Consider the following 24,310-nt stretch of genomic DNA (forward strand, 5'->3'; position numbering starts at 1 on the left):
CTATGGTGAAATCTCTGATTTATGGCGCCCTTGAGCAACGAGTCGTTATCGCAGTGATAGCTCTCATGCTTTTAGGTTTTGGTTTACGGGCGCCTAGCCAGCTTTCCATGGACGCCTTTCCGGATGTAACCAATGTCCAAGTCCAGGTGGCTACCGAAGCTTTAGGCCGGTCCCCCGAGGAAATGGAACGGTTTGTCACCGTGCCGGTTGAGATTGCGATGACGGGGCTTCCAGGCCTTACTGAAATGCGCTCCCTGAATAAAAGCGGGCTCTCGATTATTACCCTGGTTTTTACCGATGAGACGGATGTCTATTTCGCCCGGCAACTGGTGATGGAGCGTCTCATTGGGGTGCAAGATCGCTTGCCGCCTGGTGTTAGCCCGGTACTTGGTCCGGTGTCAACCGGGCTTGGCGAAGTCTATCAATATACGCTCGAGCGGCCGGACGATGGTGAACGCGCTCTCACGCCTGCTGAGTTGATAGAACGGCGCACTATCCAGGACTGGGTGGTGCGGCCCCTGCTGCGCAGCATCCCTGGGGTGGCCGAGATTAATTCTCAGGGAGGGTATGTCAAGCAGTATCATGTTTTGGTCGATCCTAACCGGCTGCACCATTATCAGATCAGCCTTAAAGAGATTGAAGAAGCCCTAATCCGCAATAATGCCAATAGTGGCGGTGGTGTTCTGCCTCACTATGCAGAACAGTACCTAATCCGGGGTCTCGGCTTGATTGCTAACATCGAGGATATTGGCAATATCATCCTCAAGGAGTTTGGGGGCACGCCTATTTATATCCGGGATGTGGCAAGCATTCGTATTGGGCACGAGGTTCGGCAGGGAGCCATTATCAAAAATGGCGTGAGCGAGCAGGTATCAGGGATCGTATTGATGATTCGCGGCGGTAACGCCATGGAGGTAGTTGGGCGAGTCAAGCAAAAAGTAGCGGAGATCAACGAGCAAGGGCTGCTTCCTGGCGGGCTAAAAATTGTTCCTTATTATGACCGGACCGATTTGGTGGGGGCAGCGCTGAATACAGTCACCAAGACCTTGCTCGAAGGCGTGGTGCTGGTCATCGTGATACTGTTTGTGTTCCTTGGCGATATTCGCAGCAGTCTTATCGTCGTTTGCACCCTTGTGCTTACGCCGCTGCTTACCTTTATAGTGATGAACCATTATGGGATCTCGGCTAACCTCATGTCTCTAGGAGGGCTTGCCATTGCAATTGGATTGATTGTGGATGGTTCCGTGGTGGTGGTGGAAAATACCTTCCGCCATTTAAGCGAGCGTAACAATGCTGGCGAAAGCAAGGCTCGAATCGTCCTGGAAGCAACGGTTGAAGTGGGCAAGCCGGTTATTTTCGGGGTAGGCATCATTATCGTGGTGTTCTTACCCCTGTTTACCCTGGAGGGGATGGAAGGAAAAATTTTCGCGCCCCTGGCCCTAACCATTTCCATTGCCCTTTCTATTTCCTTGCTTCTATCCTTGATTCTCTCGCCGGTGCTCTGTTCCTATGGACTTAAGGGGGGAAGCGAGGAAGATACACGCCTAATCGCCTGGTTGAAAAGGGTGTATTTAAAGCTTCTTACTTGGGCGCTTAATTGGCGCATTACCGTTGTTTTGAGTAGCGTGCTTCTGCTCGGCTTAGCGCTAAGTTTATTTCCGTATTTAGGTAAATCCTTCATTCCGGTTATGAAGGAAGGCGCACTCACACCGCAGATTAACCGGGTAGCAGGGATGTCTCTCAGCGAAGCAATTCGCATGGAGATGTATGCAACCAGCCTTATTCGCGAAGTTCCCGGCGTAAAAATGGTGGTTTCCAAGCTTGGGCGCGGTGAGAGTCCTGCTGATCCGGTGGGGCCGAACGAGTCAGATCCCATTGTGACTCTTAAGCCGCGGGCAGAATGGCCCGAGGGATGGACCCAGGACGATATCGATGCGGCGATCCGTGATAAGCTTAAGGCTTTGCCGGGCGTGCAAATCGTTCTCAGCCAGCCTATTGCCGAACGGGTTGACGAAATGGTCTCTGGAGTCAAGTCGCAGTTGGCGATTAAACTTTTTGGCGATGATTTATCCGCCTTAAAACGCACCGCGGATGATATTGCCCGCCTGCTAAGGACGGTTGAGGGAACCCGCGACTTGCGGGTGGAACGGGTGAGCGGCCAACAATACCTTTTAGTCGATGTCAACCGCCATGCTATTGCCCGCCACGGGATCAATGTGGCCGATGTGCATAGTGTAATTGAAACCGCTATTCGAGGAAAAGTGGCGACTCATATCTATGAAGGCGAGCGGCGTTTTGCGGCGCTGGTACGGTTTCCTGAAAGCAACCGTAATTCGCCCGAAGCTATCAGCAGGATTCTGCTCACTTCGGCCAGTGGCGCTCGGGTTCCGATTGAGGATCTAGCGGATGTTCGGCTAGAGGAAGGGCCCGCCCGGATTAGTCGTGAGAGCGCTAAGCGCCGTATTGTTGTCGGTGCCAACCTTGTCGATCGGGATATGGGAGGGTACGTGGACGAAGTTCAGCAAAAGATTGCCGAGCAGATTAAGTTACCCGAGGGGTATTTCCTTGTATGGGGCGGTCAATTTGAGAATATGGAACGGGCAATGGCGCGTTTGACGATCATTGTGCCATTAACCATCGCGATTATTTTCTTTCTTTTGTTTGTACTATTTAACACCGTTCGGTTAGCTGCTTTAATCATCTTGGTTTTGCCATTTGCCTCCATTGGCGGCATTATTGCTCTTTTTCTTACGGGAGAATATTTATCTGTTCCCGCCTCGGTAGGATTTATTGCCCTTTGGGGCATCGCTGTTCTTAATGGAGTGGTGCTGGTTTCTTACATCCGTAGCCTGCGGGAGGGGGGATTAGAGCAATGGGAAGCGATAGTGCAGGGGTGTGCCCAGCGTTTCCGGCCTGTCCTCATGACGGCGACCGTGGCTATGTTGGGATTAACCCCCATGCTGTTCTCAGAAGGTCCGGGATCAGAGGTACAGCGGCCCTTGGCTGTGGTGGTCATTGGAGGGTTGATTAGCTCGACCGCGCTCACCCTAATTGTGGTGCCTGTCCTCTACCGTTGGTTTGACGAGCGCCGCAGGGGAAAAGGAGGGCAGGTTGAGTTTGAGGGGGAGAAGGATTTATAGGACTTTTTGAGTAACACTAATTGAAAAATGGATCGATAATTCGCAGACCCTAATCCTCTTTGACTTTTATTCTTACCGGCTATCCGTTACCCTGGCGGAATAGAAAATGAGATTCTTCCAAGGGCAGACATTGCATCCTTGATTATATTTTAATCAGTCCCACACTCTCCACGCTGTTGATAAAGCCAATCTTTTTTCGCATATATAGATGCTGATTGGCTTTTGCTATTATACGGCTGTCGCATATTTTGCCCTATTGCCGCCGCCTTGAAGAAGATTTGCGAGGGTCAATGGGGGTTAGCTTTGGCTGCCAAGCTTATTTACATTTAAGCAATAGATTTTGTTAGGCTCAGGAATATTCAAATTAGACTGAGGAAGTAATGAGGAAAAGATACCGGATACAATTCCCAAAGGCTAAATTATCTAGTTTCAAACAAGATGAAGCTTATTTCTATCTTCAAGAAGAGGATGGCAGAAGAAAAATAAGATTTCATGATTATGGTGAAATTTATCAAAAACAAGATTTGTACGAGCAGGTTTTTTATGAGCGCCTACAATGCTCATCCCCAAGCAAAGTATCCTCTATACTCGAAGCAGCAGTAAAACAATCCCAAGATAATTTTTCCGAACTTCGGATATTAGATTTAGGTGCGGGCAATGGCATGATGGGGGATGAATTAAAAAAACACGGAGTTTCACGCCTAGTAGGGATAGATATCGTTCCTGAAGCCTATGAAGCAGCCATACGAGATAGACCAGGGACATATGATGCCTATTATGTTGAAGATTTCACAAACTTAGATAATGATAAAAAGGAGGAAATAAAAACTTGGAACTGTGATTGTATGGTAACAGTTTCCGCACTTGGTTTTTCTGATATTCCAACAAAGGTATTTATAGAGGCGTTTAATATTGTTAAGAACGAAGCATGGATAGCCTTTAACATTAAAGAAACCTTTTTTAATATTAGTGACGAATCAGGGTTTTCGAAAATGATTCGGGAATTAATATTTTCTAAATATATTGATGTCTATTGTATTGAACGCTACCGGCATAGATTATCAATAGATGGAGAACCATTATATTATTTTGCAATTGCAGGAAGAAAAAATTTAGATATTCCCGCTGACTTTCTAGAGTCAAAAAGTATCTCAGCCTAAGCAAGGAGCAGATATTTTCTACAATTAAATTTAAATGAAGTAATTACAGTTAATGAAGACTAAATCACTACCGCTTTCGAGTTGGGTTTTTATCGTTACTATCCTGTGGATAGGTTTTTTGCTTGCGATTAGCTTTATGGAAGCTCCCCTTAAATTTCGTGCACCTTCATTAACTCTACCTGTTGCCCTTGAAATTGGTTATATCGTGTTTCATGCTCTCAACCTTGTAGAAATTATCTTTGCGGCATTAATTCTTGCCGCTACCTATTTCGGCCTAGCTTCTCGGAAATCCATCCTCTTTGCTATGGGTGTTATAGGGATACTTACTATTCAGACTATCCTTCTTTTTACCAAATTGGATACAAGAACGCTTGCTATCATCAATGGCCTAGAAACTTCATCCACGCCGTACCATATCGTCTATATGGTCATGGAAGTTATCAAGTTGATAGGATTAGTGGTTTTAACTTTTTATCAACTGAACGATTTTAGACTATCGGTTGTAAAGTTAACCAGGCAGAATCTAGAGAGTCCCCATCACGTCCGGTAACCAATTATCCTACCTTTTGATAGCTGGGGGAGAAGATTTATTTCACCAGCATGGATGTCGCCTTGCAAAACTATTTCTCTAGGTGTTGCGTATGCCTCTATGGGATGTGGTGATTATCGGTGGTGGCGCCGCTGGTTTGATGTGTGCCATTGAGGCTGGCAAACGTCGGCGGAGGGTATTGCTCATTGAACACAGTAACCGCGTGGGTAAGAAGATTCTAATGTCTGGGGGCGGGCGCTGCAATTTTACTAACCTGCACGTCATGCCAGATAATTTTTTATCCGCTAATCCCCATTTCTTTAAATCCGCGCTAGCCCGCTATAGCCCATGGGATTTTATCGCCATGGTAGAACGCCATGGTATTGCTTATCATGAGAAAGAATCCGGGCAGCTATTCTGTGACCAATCTTCAAAGCTAATCGTGAATATGCTGGTAGCGGAGTGCCGGCAAGCCGGGGTACGCATTGAAGTGGGATGCAAGATAACCACGGTAGAACATACATCTCCCGGTTTTACTTTGAAAACCAGCCTAGGGGCGGTTCAGGCATCTGCATTGGTCGTTGCCAGTGGTGGTCTGTCCATTCCTAAAATGGGCGCTAGCGGTTTTGGTTATGAACTTGCTAAACAGTTTGGGCATCGCATCCTCGTTACCCGTCCCGCCTTGGTGCCCTTGACCTTTACTGAAGAAGACTTGGAGCAATATCGAGACTTAAGTGGTATTGGACTATTAGTCGGGGTCCGCTGCAGTAATCAGTATTTTGTCGGCGGTATGTTGTTGACTCATCGGGGGATCAGTGGCCCGGCTATTTTACAGATTTCTTCCTATTGGCAGCTTTCTGATGAACTGGAGATAAATCTATTGCCAGGAGCAGATGTTTTAGCATGGTTAACAGAGCGACAGCGTAGTCGCCCTGGCGCCGAACTCAAGACAGTGCTCGCCGAATGGTTGCCAAAGCGGCTGGCTCAGCGCCTCTGTGAATTGGCATTTGGCAGTCTTCCCTTGCGCCAATATTCTCCATTGGAATTGAGGGTAGTGGCTGAACAACTCCAGTACTGGCGATTTTATCCCAAGGGAACGGAAGGTTATCGCACGGCTGAGGTGACATTGGGTGGTGTCAATACTGATGAGCTTTCGTCGGTTACCATGGCCTCCAAAAAAGTATCAGGACTCTACTTTATCGGGGAAGTGGTGGATGTGACTGGCCATCTGGGTGGATTCAATTTTCAATGGGCCTGGGCATCTGGCCATGCAGCCGGGCGGGCGATTTGAAAGCTAACCGAGAGAAGCTTATTTATAATAAACTAAAAAGCCATATCAATTGAAATTCTCCTCCCAGTGCTTTGAATTATTGAGAGTAGAGATATGCAAGAAGGTGAGAAGTTCAACTGTATCAGTCACCTCATAGGGGCAGTAGCGGCACTCGCAGGTTTGGTGGTGCTGGTAGTGTTGGCAGCACGCCAGGGTGATCCTTGGAGGATTGTCAGTTTCAGTATCTACGGTACGACTTTATTTTTGTCCTATCTTGCTTCCACTCTTTATCATGGCTCCGAGGGCAAGGTTAAGCGTATTTTCCGTAAACTTGACCATCATACTATTTACCTGCTGATTGCCGGGACTTATACTCCTTTCACTTTGGTCACGTTACGCGGCCCTTGGGGCTGGTCATTATTTGGCATCATCTGGGGACTAGCTATTTTTGGGATGGTGGTAGATTCTCTGCCGCACCAGGGACATAGGATACTCCCTATCGCTATTTATCTCCTGATGGGCTGGCTCGTTCTGATCGCATTGATTCCTCTACTGCGGGCTCTGCCCTTTGCGGGCTTTATTTGGCTCCTGGCGGGGGGACTATTTTATACGGTTGGTGTTATTTTTTATGCTCTAGATGAGAAGCTGTCCTACGCCCATGGTCTCTGGCATCTATTTGTCTTGGCGGGTGGTCTCACTCACTATCTGGCGATACTCTTTTATGTAGTATAAGGTTTAGCCTTCTTCTCGCCTTGGTTTTCCCGATTTCGTGTAATTTTTTTTCTTTCATCTCTCTTGTACTTAAAGAGTTGGGACTAGGGCGTGTCGACAATTGAGTCCTATAAGCGATGCCGTGAGCAGGATTATGCCAAAAGAAATTGGTGCTTTTTTGTACTATCTGCAGGGCGATAGCGATAAATTTTTTTCTCTCTCCAAAACGCCCAGGAGGCTTATGCCATGCAATATCCGTATGGTAATGGTAAATCACTGCTTCAATAAAAAAAAGACAATTATCTTTGGCTGCGACACCAATAATTTCAGTACGCCGGGATAACAAATTTTGTAGTCTTTTCTATTAAGTTTATGAATGGTGAATTACGATTTTTAACCTTTAAGAATCTGTCAACTCAATTGATAGCACGCCCCAGATTAAGGGATAATTTTAATGTTCCCTTCGGGGATTAAAAATCTCTCGCCTTGAGGCGAAGGGAAGTGTTAGAAAGTTGCGTATGCGAGGTGATAGAGAAGGTGGCGATAGCGAGTACGCTCTCAAGGTGCAGCTGATTTGGGTGTCGAAGTAGCGTCAACGGGTGCTGCGAGGTCCGGTAGCGCTAGGGGTAGAGGATCGAATTCGCCAAATAGCGATGGAGCATGCTCTACCTATCATCTCGGGTAAGGTGGCGAGAGATGATGTGGGTGTATTTATCAGTTACCGACCCATGCAGAGGGTCAGTGATATTGTGAAATGGCTTAAGGGGAGGAGCTCTCGGGTTCTGCTGCAAGAGTTTCCGCATCTGCGTAAGCAATGTTGGGGTCGGCCTCTTTGGGCACGCGGTTAGTGTGCCATTAGCTCAGGGACCATTACGGATGAGATGATGGATGAGTATATCAATGAACAGGAGGGGGAACCTATTCACAACGATCGCGTTAATTTCAAATTGACCCAGATCCTTAACCCCTCAATTTATAATCAAGAGTTGTTCAGTTTCTAATTGTGACGCCTACCGCTCCGATAACATCCCAGCCTGCTGAATTATTTTCTAGTATCTTCTAGATATACCAAAAGGCTTTTTATGGGACGCTAATGCTTGGAGACATCTGGCGCATCGCAATCTCACGCACCCCTGTAGAAAGCAGAAAATATGAACGGTTCGAAAATTACTTCGAGAAAAATCGGCATTAGTCGTTTAAAACAGCTATAACTATTAATAGTCCCATAATGGGATAAGTCGGAGACTATCTTGGTAGCCTGGAATAGGCTGATTGATAGCGGCTCTAGGGATGCCTACAGAGAGCGTTATAATGCGCTGAATTTGCTAAGTTTTAATAGGCATGCTTATCCTAAATAAAGCAGGCTAATGAAATTTTACTTCCTACCTTTGTTGAAGGGGAAAGAATATGAAAAAATTTAACAGGTCATCAAAATCTCTTTTTTCCCCCGCGCTTATAGCGCCGCTTGCGTTGAGCACGGGACTACTTGGCTTTGCTCCGTCAGCTCAGGCGGTTGAAGTTACCGTCACCATAGAAAATCTCTCGCCATCCAGCGGACTGTTTTTAACGCCAGTCTGGGTTGGGTTTCATGATGGCAACTTCAATATTTATGATCTGAACACCCCCGCTTCCCCTGCGCTGGAGCGGTTGGCCGAAGACGGTAATAATGCCCCCTTAAGTGCGGAATTTACCGCCAATGCGCTTGGCGGCCTGGATGCCACGATCACCGACCTAGGTGGGGTCCCAGGCCCTCTCGATCCAGGTGGCAGAGTTAGTCAAACGTTTGATCTGAACTCAGCCACGAATCGTTTCTTTAGCTATGCGACCATGGTGATTCCCTCCAACGACGCTTTCATTGCTAACGCTAATCCCCAAGCTTATGAACTATTCGACGCCGGGGGGAATTTCACCGGCCCGATTAGTTTTACCGTCTTAGGAACGCAAGTGAAGGATGCGGGGACCGAGGCCAATACGGAAACGGATGCGGCCTTCTTCGACCAGACGGCGCCTAATACCGGTACCCCGACCACTGATCCAATTTCGATGCATCCTGGCTTCAACGGCTCATTGGGCAATCCCGGTGGCGTACCCGTGAATATTCTTGGCGGCACTTCAAACGATGGGGTTTTCTTTGATTCCTTAGCGGCTGATTTTACCCGACCGGGATATGCCATAGCCCGTATTACCATTACCGGCCCGGGAGATAAACTTTTTAATTTTGTCCTTGACGGCAACCAGGAAGTGCCGCCTGCTGACACTCCAGCAAATGGAAGTTGCGTTGGGATTCTGAATAAGGATCAGACTGTCTTTACAGCCAATTGTCACCATACCGTCCAGGACGCGACAGCAGCTCACATTCACGAAGCGCCTGCTGGCGTGAACGGAGATGTTATCTTCCCCTTTGCTTCTGCGGAAAGCCCCATTCAAGAAACCTTCAATTTTACAGCCGAGAATGTGGCTACCCTCATGGCCGGAAATTTCTACATCAATGTCCATTCTGGAGATTTCCCCGGCGGGGAAATTCGCGGCCAAGTAGCAGCGCCTTTAAAGGGCAGTTTTAGTGGTTCCTGGTTCAATCCGGATCGAAGTGGGGAAGGTTTTCTCCTGGAAGCCACCAATAGCGATGATCCCACCCTGGTAGCCACCTGGTTTACCTATCCGCCTAGCAGCGATAGCGGAGCACAGGCGTGGTTGGTAGGCAGCGGGCCAATTAGGCTGAATGAGAGCACCATCACCAATACCGTCATCACGGAAGGAGCAGTGTTTGGAGATGGTTTTGACCCATCAGCCGTCAACCGGACTCCCTGGGGAACGCTAAAATTCACCTTCACCTCATGCACCACCGGGATCGTGGAATATAATTCGGTCATAGAAGGCTTCGGATCGGGCACATTTCACATCCAGCGCCTTACCCCGCCCCTCATTGGGCAAGAAGGGGATTGTCCCTAAAGGAGCGAGATAGGGATAGTAATGATTCGAGCATAGAATAAAAGGAGCGAACCAATAAGGCGTGCCAGGAGGAGTCGCTTGTAGTAGCTTAATTGAAACAGACTCCTCCTGCCTAGGGAAAAGGATTGCTTTAACCTCTTTAGGGTGATACGTTTCTTCATAGCGAGTTCCTGCGCCCGTCAGTATTGCCTGGTGTCGCAATCAATGCGGCTAATGATAGGCGGGCTCGCTATGAACACCTCCTTAAGATCCGTTTTAACTTTCCGAATATAAGGTAATGGATATACTCAATATTGCTACTACGTTGATTGTGCTGGCCGCATTCTTTGGTTATTTAAATGCCCGATTTCTAAAATTTCCAGATGCCATTGGATTGATGCTTATTGCCATTGTGCTTTCCGCAGTCACAATAATGGTTGGTAGCGTTTTTCCCGATATTCTTGAATTTGAGAAAGAACTGGTTACAAAAATAGACTTTAAGGAAGTATTGCTTGATGGCTTTTTGAGTATCATTCTTTTTGCCGGCGCCTTACATACTGATCTGGAGTTACTGAGGACCATGCGCGGTCCTATTCTGATGTTTGCCACGTTAGGGGTACTGCTCTCCACCTTCTTGGTAGGCGGGATGACGTTTGTCGGTTTTCAGTGGCTGGGTTTGGATATTCCTTTTATTCATTGCTTATTGTTTGGCGCTCTTATTTCCCCAACCGATCCCATTGCGGTTCTGGGGATTCTGAAAAATGCTGGAGTATCCAAGGTATTAGAAATAAAAATAGTTGGGGAAAGTCTATTCAACGACGGCGTTGGAGTAGTAATATTTATGACTATTTTTAGTGTTGCTCACCTTGGCAGCGGAGAGATGAATAGCGGCAATATTGCGCTACTGTTTTTTGAAGAGGTGGGTGGAGGTATTTTATTGGGATTGGGTCTGGGTTATTTCGCTTATTTTTTGATGAAGTCAATTGATAACTATCAAGTAGAAGTTTTAATTACCCTTGCCATCGTTCTTGGGGGCTATTGGTTGGCGAGGCATCTTCATTTTTCTGGCCCGCTTGCCATGGTTGTCGCAGGACTTATGATTGGGCATGAGCGTTTTCGCTCCGGCGGCATGTCTGGAATCACAGAAACCTACATAGATAAATTTTGGGAATTACTTGACTTATCATTCAACGCGATCCTTTTTGTATTGATTGGCCTAGAGCTTATTATTATTTCTCTTAACGGCCAGTATCTACTGGCGGGTCTGCTGGCTATACCCATTGTATTATTAGCACGCTATATGGCATTGTTTTTTCCCATTCGCCTCTTTAAAAAACGCCTTGGTTTGGCCCCCCAAACAGGGATCATGATGACCTGGGGTGGCTTACGCGGGGGCATCTCTATTGCACTGGCTTTGTCGCTTACCGCCTCTATGTCCCGTGAGCTGCTTATTACGGTGTCCTATATCGTAGTAGTGTTTTCTATTATTGTGCAGGGATTAAGCGTTGGACGGTTGGCCAAAAGATACCGCAAGTCCTTGGAAGCCGCGGGACAATCTTCGGATTAGGCGATATTGGATAGGCACAAAGTTGTGCGGACTGTTTTGGTAAGCTACGAGAAATTTAACCAATCAACGGGTTTTTTATAGCTTGCGTTTAAGCTTAGTAGAGGAATGGAAAGAAGAAATGAGTAGACATTTATCTCTATTATCTAGGATGAATTACTTGCCGATAAGGAAGGGTAGCCTATTGTTCGGGCTGGTTTGAAACTAGAGCCAGCAAGAGGCGACTAAAATCTTTAGCCATCTCTTCATCATGGAGTAATTGGGCCGCCATTTCGTGGTGATTTTTTAAACTTTCCATTACGGTATGCTGCACTGTCTGGGAAAAATCACTCAATGGAATAGAGTTTAGCCGCTGATCTTCCAACTGAGCGGCTAGTGCCGGGTTTTCAAGTAGTTTATCCTTGATAGCGTGCAGATAGTTTAACCGATCTCCATCGCTAAGATGCTCGCCGACCAAGAGCGGCTTAAGACGGTTGATAAGAGGAGAAGGAGGTATCGTTTTTTTCCAATGATTTTCCCGCGAGTCCCCAGTAGCGTTGTGCTTGGGTTCTCCCAGCGATTCTTGCTGGGCCGTTTTGAATGTCCGTTCGCAAATTTTATTGATCCGGTAAGAGATGAGTGCTTGCGAGGATGAATCAATAGCCTCGTTCCGCTGCATCTCACCCAGGAGAGAGTACAAGTAGCGGGCATAGATATTGAGTTTTTCTAATTCTTGGTCATTATAGTCTAGGATCTGGGAAAGATATTCGTAGCAATCGGTAAATATGAGCAAATTTTCTCTGAATTGGTCCAAGGCATTTTTGTTTTCCTCGGCCTGCTCAAAACTGTGGCAAACGTTCTCTCTGCGTATCCTGTCGCCGGTAGCCGTTGCTTCCTGTTTGGCTTGTTGGGCGGTTTGGATGATTTTTATGTTTTCCTGATATTGCTCCCGGAAGCGTTCCACGGCGGATTGGCAATGGTAGTTTAGGCGCTCTGTGGTTTGCTCGGTACCGAAAAAGGTGGCGGCAAAGGATTCCACATCTTGCCAATTGTAAATACGTGTCTCATCCAGATGGGATTGGAGTTGATAAATTAGCCTAGGATCAGAGATCGAAAAAATCTCCGCGTCAGGATAATAGGGTCGGAAGGCATTTAGTATCTGCTCGGCGGGGTTAGCAAAGTCGAGCACAAAAGGCGCCTTTTTGCCGGGATGGATTTCGCTCAGGTGAGATAGCGTTTGAACGCAATCGGTATCGGTAAATTTTTTATCTACATACAGGGCGCAGAGCCGAGATGATGAGACATTAGCCTGGTGTTTATGAGCGCCGATGATCACCTGCTGATGATTGATTAGAGTCTGGATGCTCTGATACTGCTGAGCGGCGATGTAACGTGCAAAAGCCTGTTGGTAACGTTCCGCGGCTTGGCAGGAATGGGTGATGAGTATGGCTTTGGCTTGACCGTTTAGCAGATGAGCCACTTGGTGGCGGAAATGTTCGGTGATTATCTCGGCTTTTTGCGCGATATTGAGGTCGTCAGGGGGCCAGCCCATCCAAGGGAAAATGCGGCAGGAGGGATGATTTTCCTCTTTATTGAGTGAGAGCTGCTGTTGAGCCAGTCCGGCAGCCATGGCGTAGGTCATATAGCGTTTGAGCGGGTCGAATAGGAAGCCTTCTTCAATGGCCTGTTGTAAAGTATAGCGATGGAAAGGCCCGGGTCCGTTGTTATCAGATAAAGGAAGCGTCGGGTTAGCGTATTGTCCAAATAGCGCCAGGGTTTTCTCTTGGGGAACAGCCGTGAAGAGAAAATAGCTGATATGGGGTGAGGGGGGGCTGTTTGCCAGGGAGATATTCAAGAAATCTTCGGTATTGGTTGTGATTTTCTTTTGTGCCGACTCAGATAGCAGCACTTCCCCTAGCCTAGAGAACAGACTCCTGCTAGTAGAAAAAGGAGCCTGGTGAGCAATAACAGCGAAAGTATATTCTTTGAAAAGTGCTTGGTTTTGGATGAGCGCTAGCACGGAAGGGAAGTCTTGGGGCGTAACGGTGATAATGTGGGTGCCGGCTGCCGCCAAAGTTGCTGCTAACCCTTCGGCTTGGCAGTTTTGAGCAATTTCTTGCGTGAGTTGGTGTATCTGTTTTTTCTCATAGGTAGGTGAGTAGAGCATGTCCTGGAGCTGGGCATGAAATTGATGGCAGCCAGTGACCACGATGACCCCGGTAAAAATTTTTTGGTACTTACCGTCAGCTAATGCAGCTAAACGGTGAGCAGTCCAAGCAATGGAATGAGGTTGCCCCGAACCAGCGCCGTGTTGAATGAGATACCGCTGCCCCGGCCCTTCCCGGCGGACGGCCTCTGCCAATTGGGTAACCATCTCCCATTGATGAAAGCGGGGGAAGATCAGTGTTTCTGAGGATAACCCTTTTTCTTCTTTCCGGGCAGTGTTTTTCCCTTCGAAATGGATAAATTGACCTAGCAGATCAAGCCAGGTATCACGCTCAAAAATTTTCTGCCATAGATAGTCTGTGGGGTAGCCTGCTGGGTTAAGAGGATTGCCCGCGCCATTTTCATAGCCTTGATTAAAAGGCATGAAATGGGTTGCTTTACCTTGCAAGCGGGTGGTTATCCAGACTTCTTCAGGGCTAACGGCAAAATGCACTAGGGCTCGTTTTTTAAACGCCAGCAAAGGCTCTTCATGGCCCATGCGGGGCTCTTGGGGGAGATAATCTCGTTGGTATTGATGGATGATAGCAGAGAGGGACGGCTGGGATTCCGAGGTCGCTTTTAAAGTAGCTACCGGCACCCCGTTAACAAAAAAGACTAAATCAAGGTAAGGAATGTAGTCCTCGTGAGTATAAGGAGAATAAGACAGATTAGGCACTACCCGCAGCCGGTTTTTTTTATAGCGAGCGAGGGTTCCCGGATGGAATTCCTGGTAAGGGTGAAACTGGCAGAGGCTAATATCATTTTCTTGTTCCCTAAAGCCATGTCGCAGCACTTCTAAGGCTCCGCGCAGGTCCATTTCTGCAGCTGCCCGCCTAAGGAGTAGTTGGATGGCTTGATCGGGCGCGCCTTGGGTCGGTTCTAGCAGCAGTTGAGGATGGCACTCCTGGACAAAGCCGATAAGATCTTCTGGGTATAGAGCTAGGGCAGGATCGTACAGCTCCGCTTTTCCCTCTTGCCAGCCGTGACTAAGGAGGTGATCAATCATAACTTGTTGAAGCGCCGGTTTTCGGGCTTTATCCATAGCGGTATCCGGCGGGCTACTCTGGGCAGGCATGAGATTTAGCTCTGATTCTCCAGCCATACCTACTCTTCGCCATCGGAATAGTCGAGCATTTCAGTTTTGGCGGCGACATGTTCGGGTGATTCCTCAATGAAACCCGGTTTATCAGCTTTAATTCCAATATGATAGGCGGCATAACCGGGTATCGTTACCTGATTGAGGGCCATACCCAGGAGTTGGCCATCGTAGGGCGATATGATAGGTGTTTGCTGGTTGGTGATCGGATTAGTAATAATCCCTAATTGCTGCCCTGCCTTAATCGGATCGCCGAGGCTGACCTCAGAGAGCAGAATCCCAGCTTGGTGGGTCCGTATCCACTGGGTTTGATGGAATACGGCTTCTGGGATCGATCGTGCTTCGCCTTCATCCACCATGGCTAATTTCCTCATCAGGTTTCTTATGCCCTTTAAACCTTGGTGGACTTTCTGGAGTTGTAGTCGTTTGGGTTCTCCGGCTTCAAGGGTGATGCTGGGAATACCTCTATCCATGGCGGCTCGTCGCAGCGTTCCGGTAATGCCTTCACTGTGAACGACGGCAACGCCGCCGAAACTGTAAGCCAATTCCAGGGTAGCAGGATGATTCAAGTCAGCGCGTACTTGGGGCAAGTTAGTTCGATGAAAAGAACCGGTGTGCAGGTCCACTAAGGCATCGCAGTGGGTAATTACCTGCTGGAAAAAAGAATGGGCAATACGAGCAGCGGAACTGCCTTCGGGACTTCCAGGGAAATACCGGTTCAGATCCCGTCGGTCTGGTAGATAGCGGGAACTGCGGCGATAACCATGCATATTGACAATAGGCACGCCAATCACAGCGCCGTTAAGCTGAGAAGATTTAAGCGCAGAAAATGTTCGATGGACCATCGCAATGCCATTGATCTCATCGCCATGGACCGCGGCGGTGAGGCAAAGCGTCGGCCCCGGATGGCGGCCATTCACCACCAGTATTGGCGCGGAGACAGGAATTCCTTCGAAAGTGTGGCCCAAGGTCCAGGAAAGCCGTTTTTTTACACCGGGGTTGATGGTTTCTCCGAGTAGTTGCAAGGGCGCCTGGGTGACGGCCTTGCTCTGAATGGTGGCGCCACCCTTGGAAGGGATATTTTTTGGGGTGTCTGGCCCCGCCTGCTCCACTCTGGGGGAAATTTGAATGCTAGCGTCCACGTCTTCTTGCTGCCCCTCAAGGGCCGCCGCTATAGACGGTAGGATTAGTAGTAGCAGGCTGGAAAATAATAGCCTGCATAGGCGATGATAGGTATATTTTTTGGGGTGCCGAAATATCCGGCTATAGGTTCTGGTATGGTTCTTCATATATCATCTGTGCTCTGTGTGGATGGCAGAGTTTTGACAGTATAGCCGTCAAAAATTTGACGTCACCGCCACTCTGATTGAAATAAATATAGCGGTCCATCCCTGGCATCATCATTTCCCATAAATCGTAGTAAAAACCGCTGTTCTATGGGATACAGCTTTATCGACGCCGTTCTGAATAAAACCAATGCCGTGTCTAATAGCCGACTAATATTAGTTGAGAGGGCATCTTTTTTTATGAGCTTTATGATAAAGACAAGCAAACTCGATGCCATTGGGAGATGTCTATTAACTTAAGTTAATAGGAGCAATACGCGAAAAAAGAGCCATACGGCAACTATGAAATTGCAATCCTCTCTGGAAGGTAGCCAATATCCTGCGGGATTCTGTTGAGAAGAGGGCAATGGATTGCTCAATAGAGTCGAAGTTGGGAGAAACGGGTCCAGATTACAGATTATTATTGCTAAAAATGGAGCGTGTCTTAGTCTGACCTTCGCCTTTGCTTACGCCCCTCAAAATGAAAGCGCTTAGAGCAAAAAATCATCAGAAAGGGTCAGCGCATCAGTACCCTGGGACTATAACCTCTACAGAAGACTAGGAGAGCGCCTTGTGTTTTGAAGGCATGCGCAAATAGCAGTGTGTTTGTGTTTTCCTTGATGATATCCTTCATGCGCAGGAGAAGATCTTCTTGAATGGCGAGGAATGCCCCCTGATCTTGGCACTGGAGGTAGGCAAAGACCTCTAGATCTTTGGAACATGCGCTGAAACCGGTGAAGCGGACACGAGCAGGTGAAGTAGCAACCATCGGGTGGCCAACCAACAATTCACATAGTTGTATTAGAATGCATCGCATCTGATCCGGTGTTGTTTCGTATCGAAGTTGCAGCACGGACTTGAATAGTCGTTCGTCGCGCACAGCGAAGTTATCCAACTTCATCTCCGAGAATTTAGTGTTCGGCACTGTGACGAGAGTGCGCTCCAGCGAGCGAATACGGGTTGACAGCCAACCGATCTCCTCAACCGTGCCGAACTGATCCCCGTAACGGCAGAAATCTCCGACTTTTACGGGCTTATTGATGTGTAAGAGCAGGCTGCCGAGCATATTCGCGAGCGTTCGCTGCGCTGCCAACGCCACAGCTAGGCCGCCTACCCCGAGGCCGGCAAGAATTGGAATAAGATCAGCCCCCAGATTTTGAAGACCCTTGACAACAACCCAGGGGACAATTAGGAAACCAGTGATGCTTGCGCCGACTCTGATCAGGCTTGCCTCGGGGCCTGGATCATCGATATGCGGTCTGGCAATAATCGTTTCGGCAATCGCCCTGAAAACAGCAAAGACTATCCAGGCAGCCAAACTGATAATGAGCCCGTCCCCTGTGGCATTGGCAGTCGCCAACACTTCACCCGTAACAGCATCGACTAGAATCACCAGGAGAATTGGCGCAAGGATCAGCAGCCAGCTGTTTGCCGGCGGTTGCCTCTTTGCTGCCAATCGCGGAAGAGATAGAACTCGTAAAAACCTGGCGAGAGGCCAGGCGATACATAGGCTAGTTCAACGCCGCCGAAGCTCGCCGAGCGGTATCGAAGATCCTGGACCTTTTCGTAGTAGTCGCCCAGCTTGCTGACTGTATCGGAGCTGAAGAGAAACTGGCCTTGGCGGGTTCCTGTTGCGATCTCTGTGATCTCGATTTCGGTATTAGGTATCCTCCAGCTCAACGCACCCGCGTTAGCAAGAAATGGTTGGCTATTGACATACATGCTTCCGGTATGGCAAGGAGCCTTCAGTCCGCAGAGCCGGAGTGAACCGTTGGGGTGCTTGATTACACCCCGTTGAGGAATAGTATGTGGGAAAATGAATTCAGATTGGGCACACTGCCAAAGCACTAGCCCAGGGCAACTGCACCGGTCTGAGCCATCTCACGAAAAAAACTAGCCCTCTTTTAATTAGGTGCATGGCAGCCTAGCAGCAGATAATGCCGAAGTACTTGGCTCATGATGGTAAGGCGGGAGCCGGGATGCTCGATTCACTCCACGCGCTTTACTGGCGGCGGTGCCCAGCTACCATCCACCACCGCGGGCTTGGGCCAATAAAGCCGCAAGTTCATGGTAAACGCACCTCCCTGAGGCGTCGGCAGCCAATTCGCTTCCTTATCTTCCCCAGGAGAATTTCTCTGAATATAAATATCGAGCGAACCATCGGCATTGAACTTGAGTTTATCCCGATCACCAAGCGCATACCGATTAATCGAGTTTGGAGCAAAAAGCTGGCGTTCGTTGTACATCGCTAGTGACCAGAAACCGTTTACCGGAGGAATCTGGGCCTTGCTGAAATGAAGTACATAGCGTTTGCTGCTATCAAACGGCCTACCATCCGAAGCCGCAAAGGCGGTCGGATACACAGCATCCTGGGGTGTATTCGCGCCGAGACCGCCATAGGCAACCGCAGCACGGGCCAAATAGCTGGTACCATAAGTACCAATATCAGTGAGGTTAGTACGCCAGCCGTTTTGCAGCATTCCAGCCTTGGACCAGGCAGTCTTGATCAGGGGCAGTGCCTCCTTGGGAGCATTCTCCAAGGCATCCTGGATGAATTTAGGTGTCGCCGCCGCTAGGGAAAAACTCTTGCCAGGGATGATGCCTATGCGTCTCATCTGATCAAGGATCGGATAGTCATTGGCGTGCGGCGGGTTTGTTTTCATTAATTCGGCAAACATACCGAAAAAGGTTGCCGCACTCATTTCGTCAATCTGATCGGGCGGCGCGCTCATATCCAGGTTCGGGTCCACTTTACCCTTCGGTGGCGTATAGGACTGGCCATAATGACTTAGCGGCATGGCTTTCAGACCGTCCTGGAATTTATGTACCGCCGCGTAATCTATCTTGCCATTGGTCTGCACCCGGCCCCCGATCCAGCCAAATCCGGTGGGGCTGCGGTATTCACGGACGCCAGCCGGTAGTTTCCCATGCCAGCTGGGGCCGACGATGGCAAAGGTTAATGCGCCATTGCCGGTGGTCCGTGTTCCTGGGGCCGCGAAAACATCAGACCATTCATCCAATATCGGCAAAAGGTAATATCTTCCTTTGGATGCGGGCACGCTGATGACGAGAGGTTCCTTGGTAACATTGTAGGTCAAGGAAGAGTAGAGCGTATCCGCATTCGGACGAACCACAACCGTGAAGTCAGGATCAGGAAATGCCTTTGCGTGGCCCCACTGATTGATGGGTGCGGCGGTGGTGCCATCCGGCGTCACTACATTCTCATTTACGCGGCTGCTTACCCTCATCATTACCAATGGATAAGCGTAAATGTAAACATTCTTGGCAATAATTTTGGCTTCGGCGGACGTAACGGGTTGAGCCATTGCTTGTGTTGCTGTGACCATTAGTACGCTAACATAGCCCAGCAATAATATAATTTTCTTCACAATGTAGACTCCAAATATTTGTTTTTGGAAGGAGTTTATATGGATCGCCCATCGCCCTTGTGAGTTTATGGCACTTTAGTGATCGGCGGAAGATCTAGGCCAGTTTTGAAAACCGAAGCCTTGGGGGAATACATACGTAGCATCACCTGAAAGGGACCCTCGGGCGCGGGGAGCCAGTTGGACTCCTTGTCCTTGCCTGGAGATTGGTGCTGAATGTAAATGTCTAGAGACCCGTCGTTGTTGAACTTGAGCTCGTCGCGGTCACCTATCGCAAAACGATTGATCGGATTCGGTACCTGGAAACCATCCATATCATACATGGTCAGTGACCAGAAGGCATTTGCCGGTGGTAATTTTCCGTTGTCAAAATGAATCGCATAATCATGTTCTCCCGTGGTGGGGTTTCCATCCGCATCAGCAAAAGCATTGAGATAAATGGCGTCTTTCCCTAAGTTGGCACCCAGGCCGGCCATCGCGACCATCGCGCGCAATTGGTAATCCGTGCCATAGTTGCCGAGGTTGGTGGCATAGTTCCAGCCATTTTTAGTTACACCGAGCTTGCCCTTGGCGACAAGGCCCTGCAGTTCGGTTTTGGCCTCCACGGCAGCAGTATTGATGTTCTTAATCACCTCTGAACTTAGCTTGTCGGCATTGAAGTCCTGGCCAGGTTTGAAGCCAACGGCGGCCATGCGATGTAGAATGGGGTAGTCACTCGCATGGGGTGGAAATGTCTTGAGAAGCCTGGCCAATCGAGTTAGTAGTTCGACACCGGACATTCTGTTGACCTGAACAAGGGGTGGCGTCGTATTGTCGATGGATGTATCAACGGGTGATTGCTCTGGCGGCGTGTAGTTTTTTCCCCACTGGCTCAACGGCGTCAACTTGTAGGCATCTTGCACTTTGCGCACGTGGTCAAGGTCGCTCGGACCATTGGTTTGGGTACGCCCCATGACCCAGACTATCGGCGTGGGTGCGTGGATGAGTTCGACCCCCGGGGGTAACTTTCCAGACCAGTCAGCCGCGGCGATCGCGTAGTTTCCGGCTTTGTCTCCGGTGGTTCGTGTGCCTGGGACGGCAAACACATCGGTCCACATGTCCAGCATTGGCATCAGGTAATAGCGCCCATGCATGTCAGGCAACGATATCACCATGGGTTCCTTGCTCACATCGAGCCAGGCGAACGAGTAAAGGGTGTCGAAGTTAAAGCGCACCACGTCCTTAGTATTGGCGTCGGGGTATTCGCGGAAATGGGCAAATTGATTGACCGGTGCCCGCATGGCAACGCTCGCGGCATCCGGTACATTGGTTGCCTGATGCATGGTGATGTCCATCAACACCAGCGGATACGCGTATAGATACGCATCTCGCGCCAGGGATTTTACTTGTTCGGGAGACATATTCCGTTCAGTTGTGGCTGGTTTAGTAGCCGATTGCGCGTAAACGATATTGCTACCGAACGTTGCAGTGCACAAGAGACTCAAGCCGCAGGCCAAACGGGTAATACGGGATTGTGCAAAAAGTTGCATCATCATACTACGTCTACTCATTGTAATTTTATTGGATTGACAAATGCATGGTTTCTCGCAGCTTTCGGCGAGAGGGTTACCTTGACTTCCTTTTATTCGTCGCTCCCTGCGCTTTAGCGTCGGGCGTTGCTCACTTGGGATTGAGCCATAATCCAAGATCGCCTTTAGACAGTCATCCCTGATACTATAAGGTATTCGATACCATTATTAAAATCTATTGGGGGTCGACCGTAAGGTGGTGTTCTGGAAGGCGTTCTTATGATTAGTTCCTAGAGGCAGAGGAGAAGATCGAATGTCTCCATGGAGTGAAATACGGATTCTACCAGAGCCTCTCCGAGGGAAGCCGCCTGCTTACCCGACGCTGCTTGGAATTGTTCAAGTATCTTCGCTGGACGAAACCATAAGCATTCCTGCCCTAGTAGGGCCTAGGACGGGATTTATAGAACATCCATGGGGAAGTGCGATCAAGTTTTGGATTGGCTCGGAGATTCTTTCGGTTTGGAGTGCTGCCGCGCTGGCGTGTGGTCTGGTCCGCTTCCTCCCAAAGTTTTTTAATTGATAGAGTCGGCGCCTCTTCGGAGTAATTTTGCTTCCGGTAAGGCTTTGGCATTTACCCTATAAAACCAGATAAAGGAAAGTTGATTGTGTCGACAGTACTTTATGAGGAAAATCCCTCTATGTTGCGGATGAACCCTTTCATCACAACATTATCCATCCTGCTAATTCCTGTTGGAATCGGAATTATTATTCTCTTATGGCTGTATATCAAAACCAAGATGGACAAACTTACTATCAAGACAGACGAGATTGTGTGGGCACATGGTTTGTTGAATAAATCTTATACGGAGATCAATATGAGTTCCGTGCGTACAGTCAAAGTTACTCAGTCCATATTACAGCGAATGCTTAATGCAGGGAATGTGGCAATCTACACTGCGGGAGACAATCCTGAGGTGGTTATTCATGGCCTCCCCGAACCGGATAAAGTTCGCGATTATATTAAGGGTCAGAATGAGGAAAGAGGGTAAGTCGTGGGCACGGGCGTTCGCGGCGATCCATAATAGTGATAGGGATTTGACCACCGCTTGTGCCTGCTCCTTTTAAGTAACAAACTGCCCACATATTCCAGGCATGTCCTCGTCCGGCAGAGCGGATCCTGATAAGGATGCTAGATCCTCTTTGATAAAGTGGGAATACCCATCAGGGGTAGCCACACCTCTCGATCTTTACCTCAGACTATTTTCCTCGATCATACTTTTCAAGACACTAAACTTATATTGTGACTTATGAAAGCATATAAGGTGCTTTGCTTGAACTTCCAATTTTTGCTGGCGATTAGTAACAGCTAATGTTTCCAGCTATTTTAATCTCGTCTGCTTTATATAATATTGTAAACATTATTTTAAATTATTCTCATTTAATTTATTCTCCTGAACCCAGGTCTTCTTTCCAGATAAATTTAATGGGATCATGGGAAAATTTAAGCAAGGGTGCGGATAATGGGCGCGATGATATTCTCTTTAGGAAAATGGTTGGGTGGGTTGGCTTTCCTCATTAGTTTGCTGGGATATAGCGGGGTAGGAAGCGCCGAGGTGGTGGAAGGCCGGGCGCAGACAGCGTTGCATATGCTGGATTATATTGGAGTGGACTATCCTGAGTTTGTTCAGGGTGGTCAGATCTTGAATGCGGAAGAGTACCGAGAGCAACTCGAATTTGCCCGTGAAGTCTTGGGAATTGTTGAGCAATTACCCGTAGCGCCTCAAAAAAGCGGCATACAGGAACAGGCCCATCAGCTTCTTACATTGATTGAGGAAAAAGCCCCTGGGGATAGGGTCGCCATAGTAGCCGATCAGTTACGCTGGGATATCATTCGAGCTTACCAAATTGAGATTGCGCCCCAACAAGCACCTGATTTAAGTGTGGCCGAGGCCCTTTACCAAGCTCAATGTGCTACTTGCCATGGCGCTGAAGGTTATGGCGATGGTCCAGCCGCTGAAGGACTGGAACCGGAACCGACCAATTTTCACGAGCAGGCACGCCAGGAACAACGCAGTATTTACAGCCTTTTTAGCACCATTACCCTAGGAGTGCCCGGCACCGCCATGCCTAGTTTTCAACGGCCCCTAAGCGAGCACGAGCGTTGGGCGCTGGCTTTTTATGTGAGCACCTTTATTACTACCGCAGAGGAGCAACAAACAGGGGCTGCCTTATGGCAGCAAGGAATCGGTAAGGAAGAGTTTCCTGATTTACAGGCTCTAGCCAGCCAAACTCCCCAGGAGGTCGGTGCACGGTACGGGGAAGAAGTTCGCCAGGTACTGGCTTACTTGCGTAGTGCGCCTGCTTTGCTGGATTCCGAAAAAGCACCACTGGATTTGAGCTTGGAAGGTCTTGAGAAAAGTCTCAACGCTTACCGGGAAGGCCATCATGAACGGGCCCAGCAATTGGCGGTGGAGGCGTATTTGGAAGGCTTTGAACTGGTAGAGACGAGTCTTAATACGGTAGCTCCTGATCTGCGCTCCCACATCGAGCAGGAGATGATGGCTTATCGTGTCTTAATCCGGAAAGGCGCGCCAGTGGAAGCTCTGGAATCCCAACAAGGGAAGCTGCAAGGGTTATTGAACCAGGCTCGTGAACAGCTCGAAGAAGCTGAACTTTCCACTACCGCGATTGCGTTAAGTTCCCTGACCATTATTTTGCGGGAAGGGTTGGAAGCGGTTCTAATCGTCGGCGCTATTCTTTCCTTTTTGATTCGATCCGGGCGGCGTGATGCACTGATTTATGTACATGTGGGTTGGATTCTTGCCTTGGCGCTGGGGGTAGCCACTTGGTTTGCGGCTACTTATCTTATTTTCATTAGCGGGGCAAGCCGCGAGTTAACCGAAGGAATCGCGGCCTTAATATCAGCGGTTATATTGCTTTATGTGGGTTTTTGGCTCCACAGCAAAGCTTATGCTAAAGGTTGGCGAGCATTTCTCGCCAAGCAGGTGAGAGGAGCCTTGAATAAGCGAACCTTGGGAGCACTGGCTTTGTTATCTTTCCTTGCGGTCTATCGGGAAGTCTTCGAAACCGTGTTGTTTTATCAGGCTCTGTGGACACAAGCCGGTTCTGAAGGGCGTGGAGCCGTACTCGGTGGTTTTGGTGCCGGGGTGGGAGTGCTGCTGCTAGTAAGCGGGCTAGTTTTTTATTATAGCGTTCGCTTGCCTATTAAACTCTTCTTCGGAGCTACTTCAGTGATATTGGCGTTACTAGCGGTGATCTTAGCCGGGAAGGGAGTCGGTGCCTTGCAGGAAGCGGGCATGATTCCGGTAGATGCGGTAGCCTTTCCTAGCATGCCCGCCCTAGGAATTTATCCGAACTGGCAGGTATTGCTTTTGCAGGGGGGAGTGTTGGCGGTCATTATAGCGGGTTTTGCTTATACGCATTTTGCTTCTCGGCGTGCCCTGTCATTGGATAACGCCGAGGAAAGGATGCAAGAAGGTTCATAGGAA

Annotated in this window: 16 protein-coding genes; 10 read left to right on the forward strand and 6 right to left on the reverse strand. The window is 48.7% G+C overall.

Features of this window, described 5'->3' with window-relative positions; genetic code table 11:
* Positions 1–2 precede the first annotated feature (2 nt).
* The 8 genes from NWAT_RS00675 to NWAT_RS00710 all read left to right on the forward strand — a co-directional run bounded on the left by NWAT_RS00675 (position 3) and on the right by NWAT_RS00710 (position 11,305).
* Positions 3–3,140 carry an efflux RND transporter permease subunit gene (locus NWAT_RS00675; protein WP_013219231.1) on the forward strand — a complete coding sequence of 1,046 codons (3,138 nt, stop codon included), beginning with the start codon at positions 3–5 and terminating at the stop codon, positions 3,138–3,140.
* 380 nt (positions 3,141–3,520) lie between these two features.
* Entirely contained in the window at positions 3,521–4,300 is a 780-nt protein-coding gene (locus NWAT_RS00680; RefSeq protein ID WP_013219232.1) for a class I SAM-dependent DNA methyltransferase, read from the forward strand.
* A gap of 52 nt (positions 4,301–4,352) precedes the next feature.
* Positions 4,353–4,850 (forward strand): hypothetical protein, encoded by a 498-nt coding sequence (locus NWAT_RS00685; RefSeq protein ID WP_013219233.1) that lies wholly within the window; start codon positions 4,353–4,355, stop codon positions 4,848–4,850.
* A 91-nt stretch (positions 4,851–4,941) separates the two neighbouring features.
* Positions 4,942–6,120: a BaiN/RdsA family NAD(P)/FAD-dependent oxidoreductase gene (locus tag NWAT_RS00690; protein WP_013219234.1), complete on the forward strand. Its 1,179-nt coding sequence runs from the start codon at positions 4,942–4,944 to the stop codon at positions 6,118–6,120.
* Positions 6,121–6,213: 93 nt separating this feature from the next.
* Entirely contained in the window at positions 6,214–6,831 is a 618-nt protein-coding gene (trhA, locus tag NWAT_RS00695; protein WP_013219235.1) for a PAQR family membrane homeostasis protein TrhA, read from the forward strand.
* Positions 6,832–7,409: 578 nt separating this feature from the next.
* On the forward strand, positions 7,410–7,658 hold the full coding sequence (tnpA, locus tag NWAT_RS17945) for an IS200/IS605 family transposase (RefSeq protein WP_198342173.1): 249 nt from the start codon (positions 7,410–7,412) through the stop codon (positions 7,656–7,658).
* A 559-nt stretch (positions 7,659–8,217) separates the two neighbouring features.
* Positions 8,218–9,759, forward strand: a complete 1,542-nt coding sequence (locus NWAT_RS00705) for a spondin domain-containing protein (RefSeq protein WP_013219236.1) — start codon at positions 8,218–8,220, stop codon at positions 9,757–9,759.
* 277 nt (positions 9,760–10,036) lie between these two features.
* Positions 10,037–11,305 (forward strand): cation:proton antiporter, encoded by a 1,269-nt coding sequence (locus NWAT_RS00710; RefSeq protein ID WP_013219238.1) that lies wholly within the window; start codon positions 10,037–10,039, stop codon positions 11,303–11,305.
* A 178-nt stretch (positions 11,306–11,483) separates the two neighbouring features.
* Here the strand turns inward: NWAT_RS00710 and NWAT_RS00715 are convergent, their stop codons facing one another.
* From NWAT_RS00715 to NWAT_RS00740, 6 genes are all read right to left on the reverse strand, one after another.
* Positions 11,484–14,588, reverse strand: a complete 3,105-nt coding sequence (locus tag NWAT_RS00715) for an HsdR family type I site-specific deoxyribonuclease (protein WP_013219239.1) — start codon at positions 14,586–14,588, stop codon at positions 11,484–11,486.
* A gap of 2 nt (positions 14,589–14,590) precedes the next feature.
* The gene (locus NWAT_RS00720; RefSeq protein WP_013219240.1) at positions 14,591–15,871 is read right to left on the reverse strand and encodes a succinylglutamate desuccinylase/aspartoacylase family protein; all 1,281 of its coding nucleotides are present in this window, start codon (positions 15,869–15,871) and stop codon (positions 14,591–14,593) included.
* A 553-nt stretch (positions 15,872–16,424) separates the two neighbouring features.
* On the reverse strand, positions 16,425–17,300 hold the full coding sequence (locus tag NWAT_RS00725; protein WP_049772889.1) for a mechanosensitive ion channel family protein: 876 nt from the start codon (positions 17,298–17,300) through the stop codon (positions 16,425–16,427).
* 20 nt (positions 17,301–17,320) lie between these two features.
* Positions 17,321–17,587, reverse strand: a complete 267-nt coding sequence (locus tag NWAT_RS16545; RefSeq protein ID WP_157679774.1) for a hypothetical protein — start codon at positions 17,585–17,587, stop codon at positions 17,321–17,323.
* Between the two features lie 308 nt (positions 17,588–17,895).
* The gene (locus tag NWAT_RS00735; RefSeq protein ID WP_013219241.1) at positions 17,896–19,296 is read right to left on the reverse strand and encodes a DUF1254 domain-containing protein; all 1,401 of its coding nucleotides are present in this window, start codon (positions 19,294–19,296) and stop codon (positions 17,896–17,898) included.
* 65 nt (positions 19,297–19,361) lie between these two features.
* Complete coding sequence (locus tag NWAT_RS00740; RefSeq protein WP_013219242.1) at positions 19,362–20,828, reverse strand: DUF1254 domain-containing protein; 1,467 nt, start codon at positions 20,826–20,828, stop codon at positions 19,362–19,364.
* Between the two features lie 638 nt (positions 20,829–21,466).
* Here NWAT_RS00740 and NWAT_RS00750 point away from each other — a divergent pair.
* Positions 21,467–21,850, forward strand: coding sequence for a PH domain-containing protein (locus NWAT_RS00750; RefSeq protein ID WP_013219244.1), 384 nt, complete (start codon positions 21,467–21,469; stop codon positions 21,848–21,850).
* 480 nt (positions 21,851–22,330) lie between these two features.
* Positions 22,331–24,307, forward strand: a complete 1,977-nt coding sequence (locus NWAT_RS00755; RefSeq protein WP_232420172.1) for a cytochrome c/FTR1 family iron permease — start codon at positions 22,331–22,333, stop codon at positions 24,305–24,307.
* Positions 24,308–24,310: the final 3 nt, after the last annotated feature.

Source organism: Nitrosococcus watsonii C-113, from assembly GCF_000143085.1.
GTDB classification, from domain to species: domain Bacteria; phylum Pseudomonadota; class Gammaproteobacteria; order Nitrosococcales; family Nitrosococcaceae; genus Nitrosococcus; species Nitrosococcus watsonii.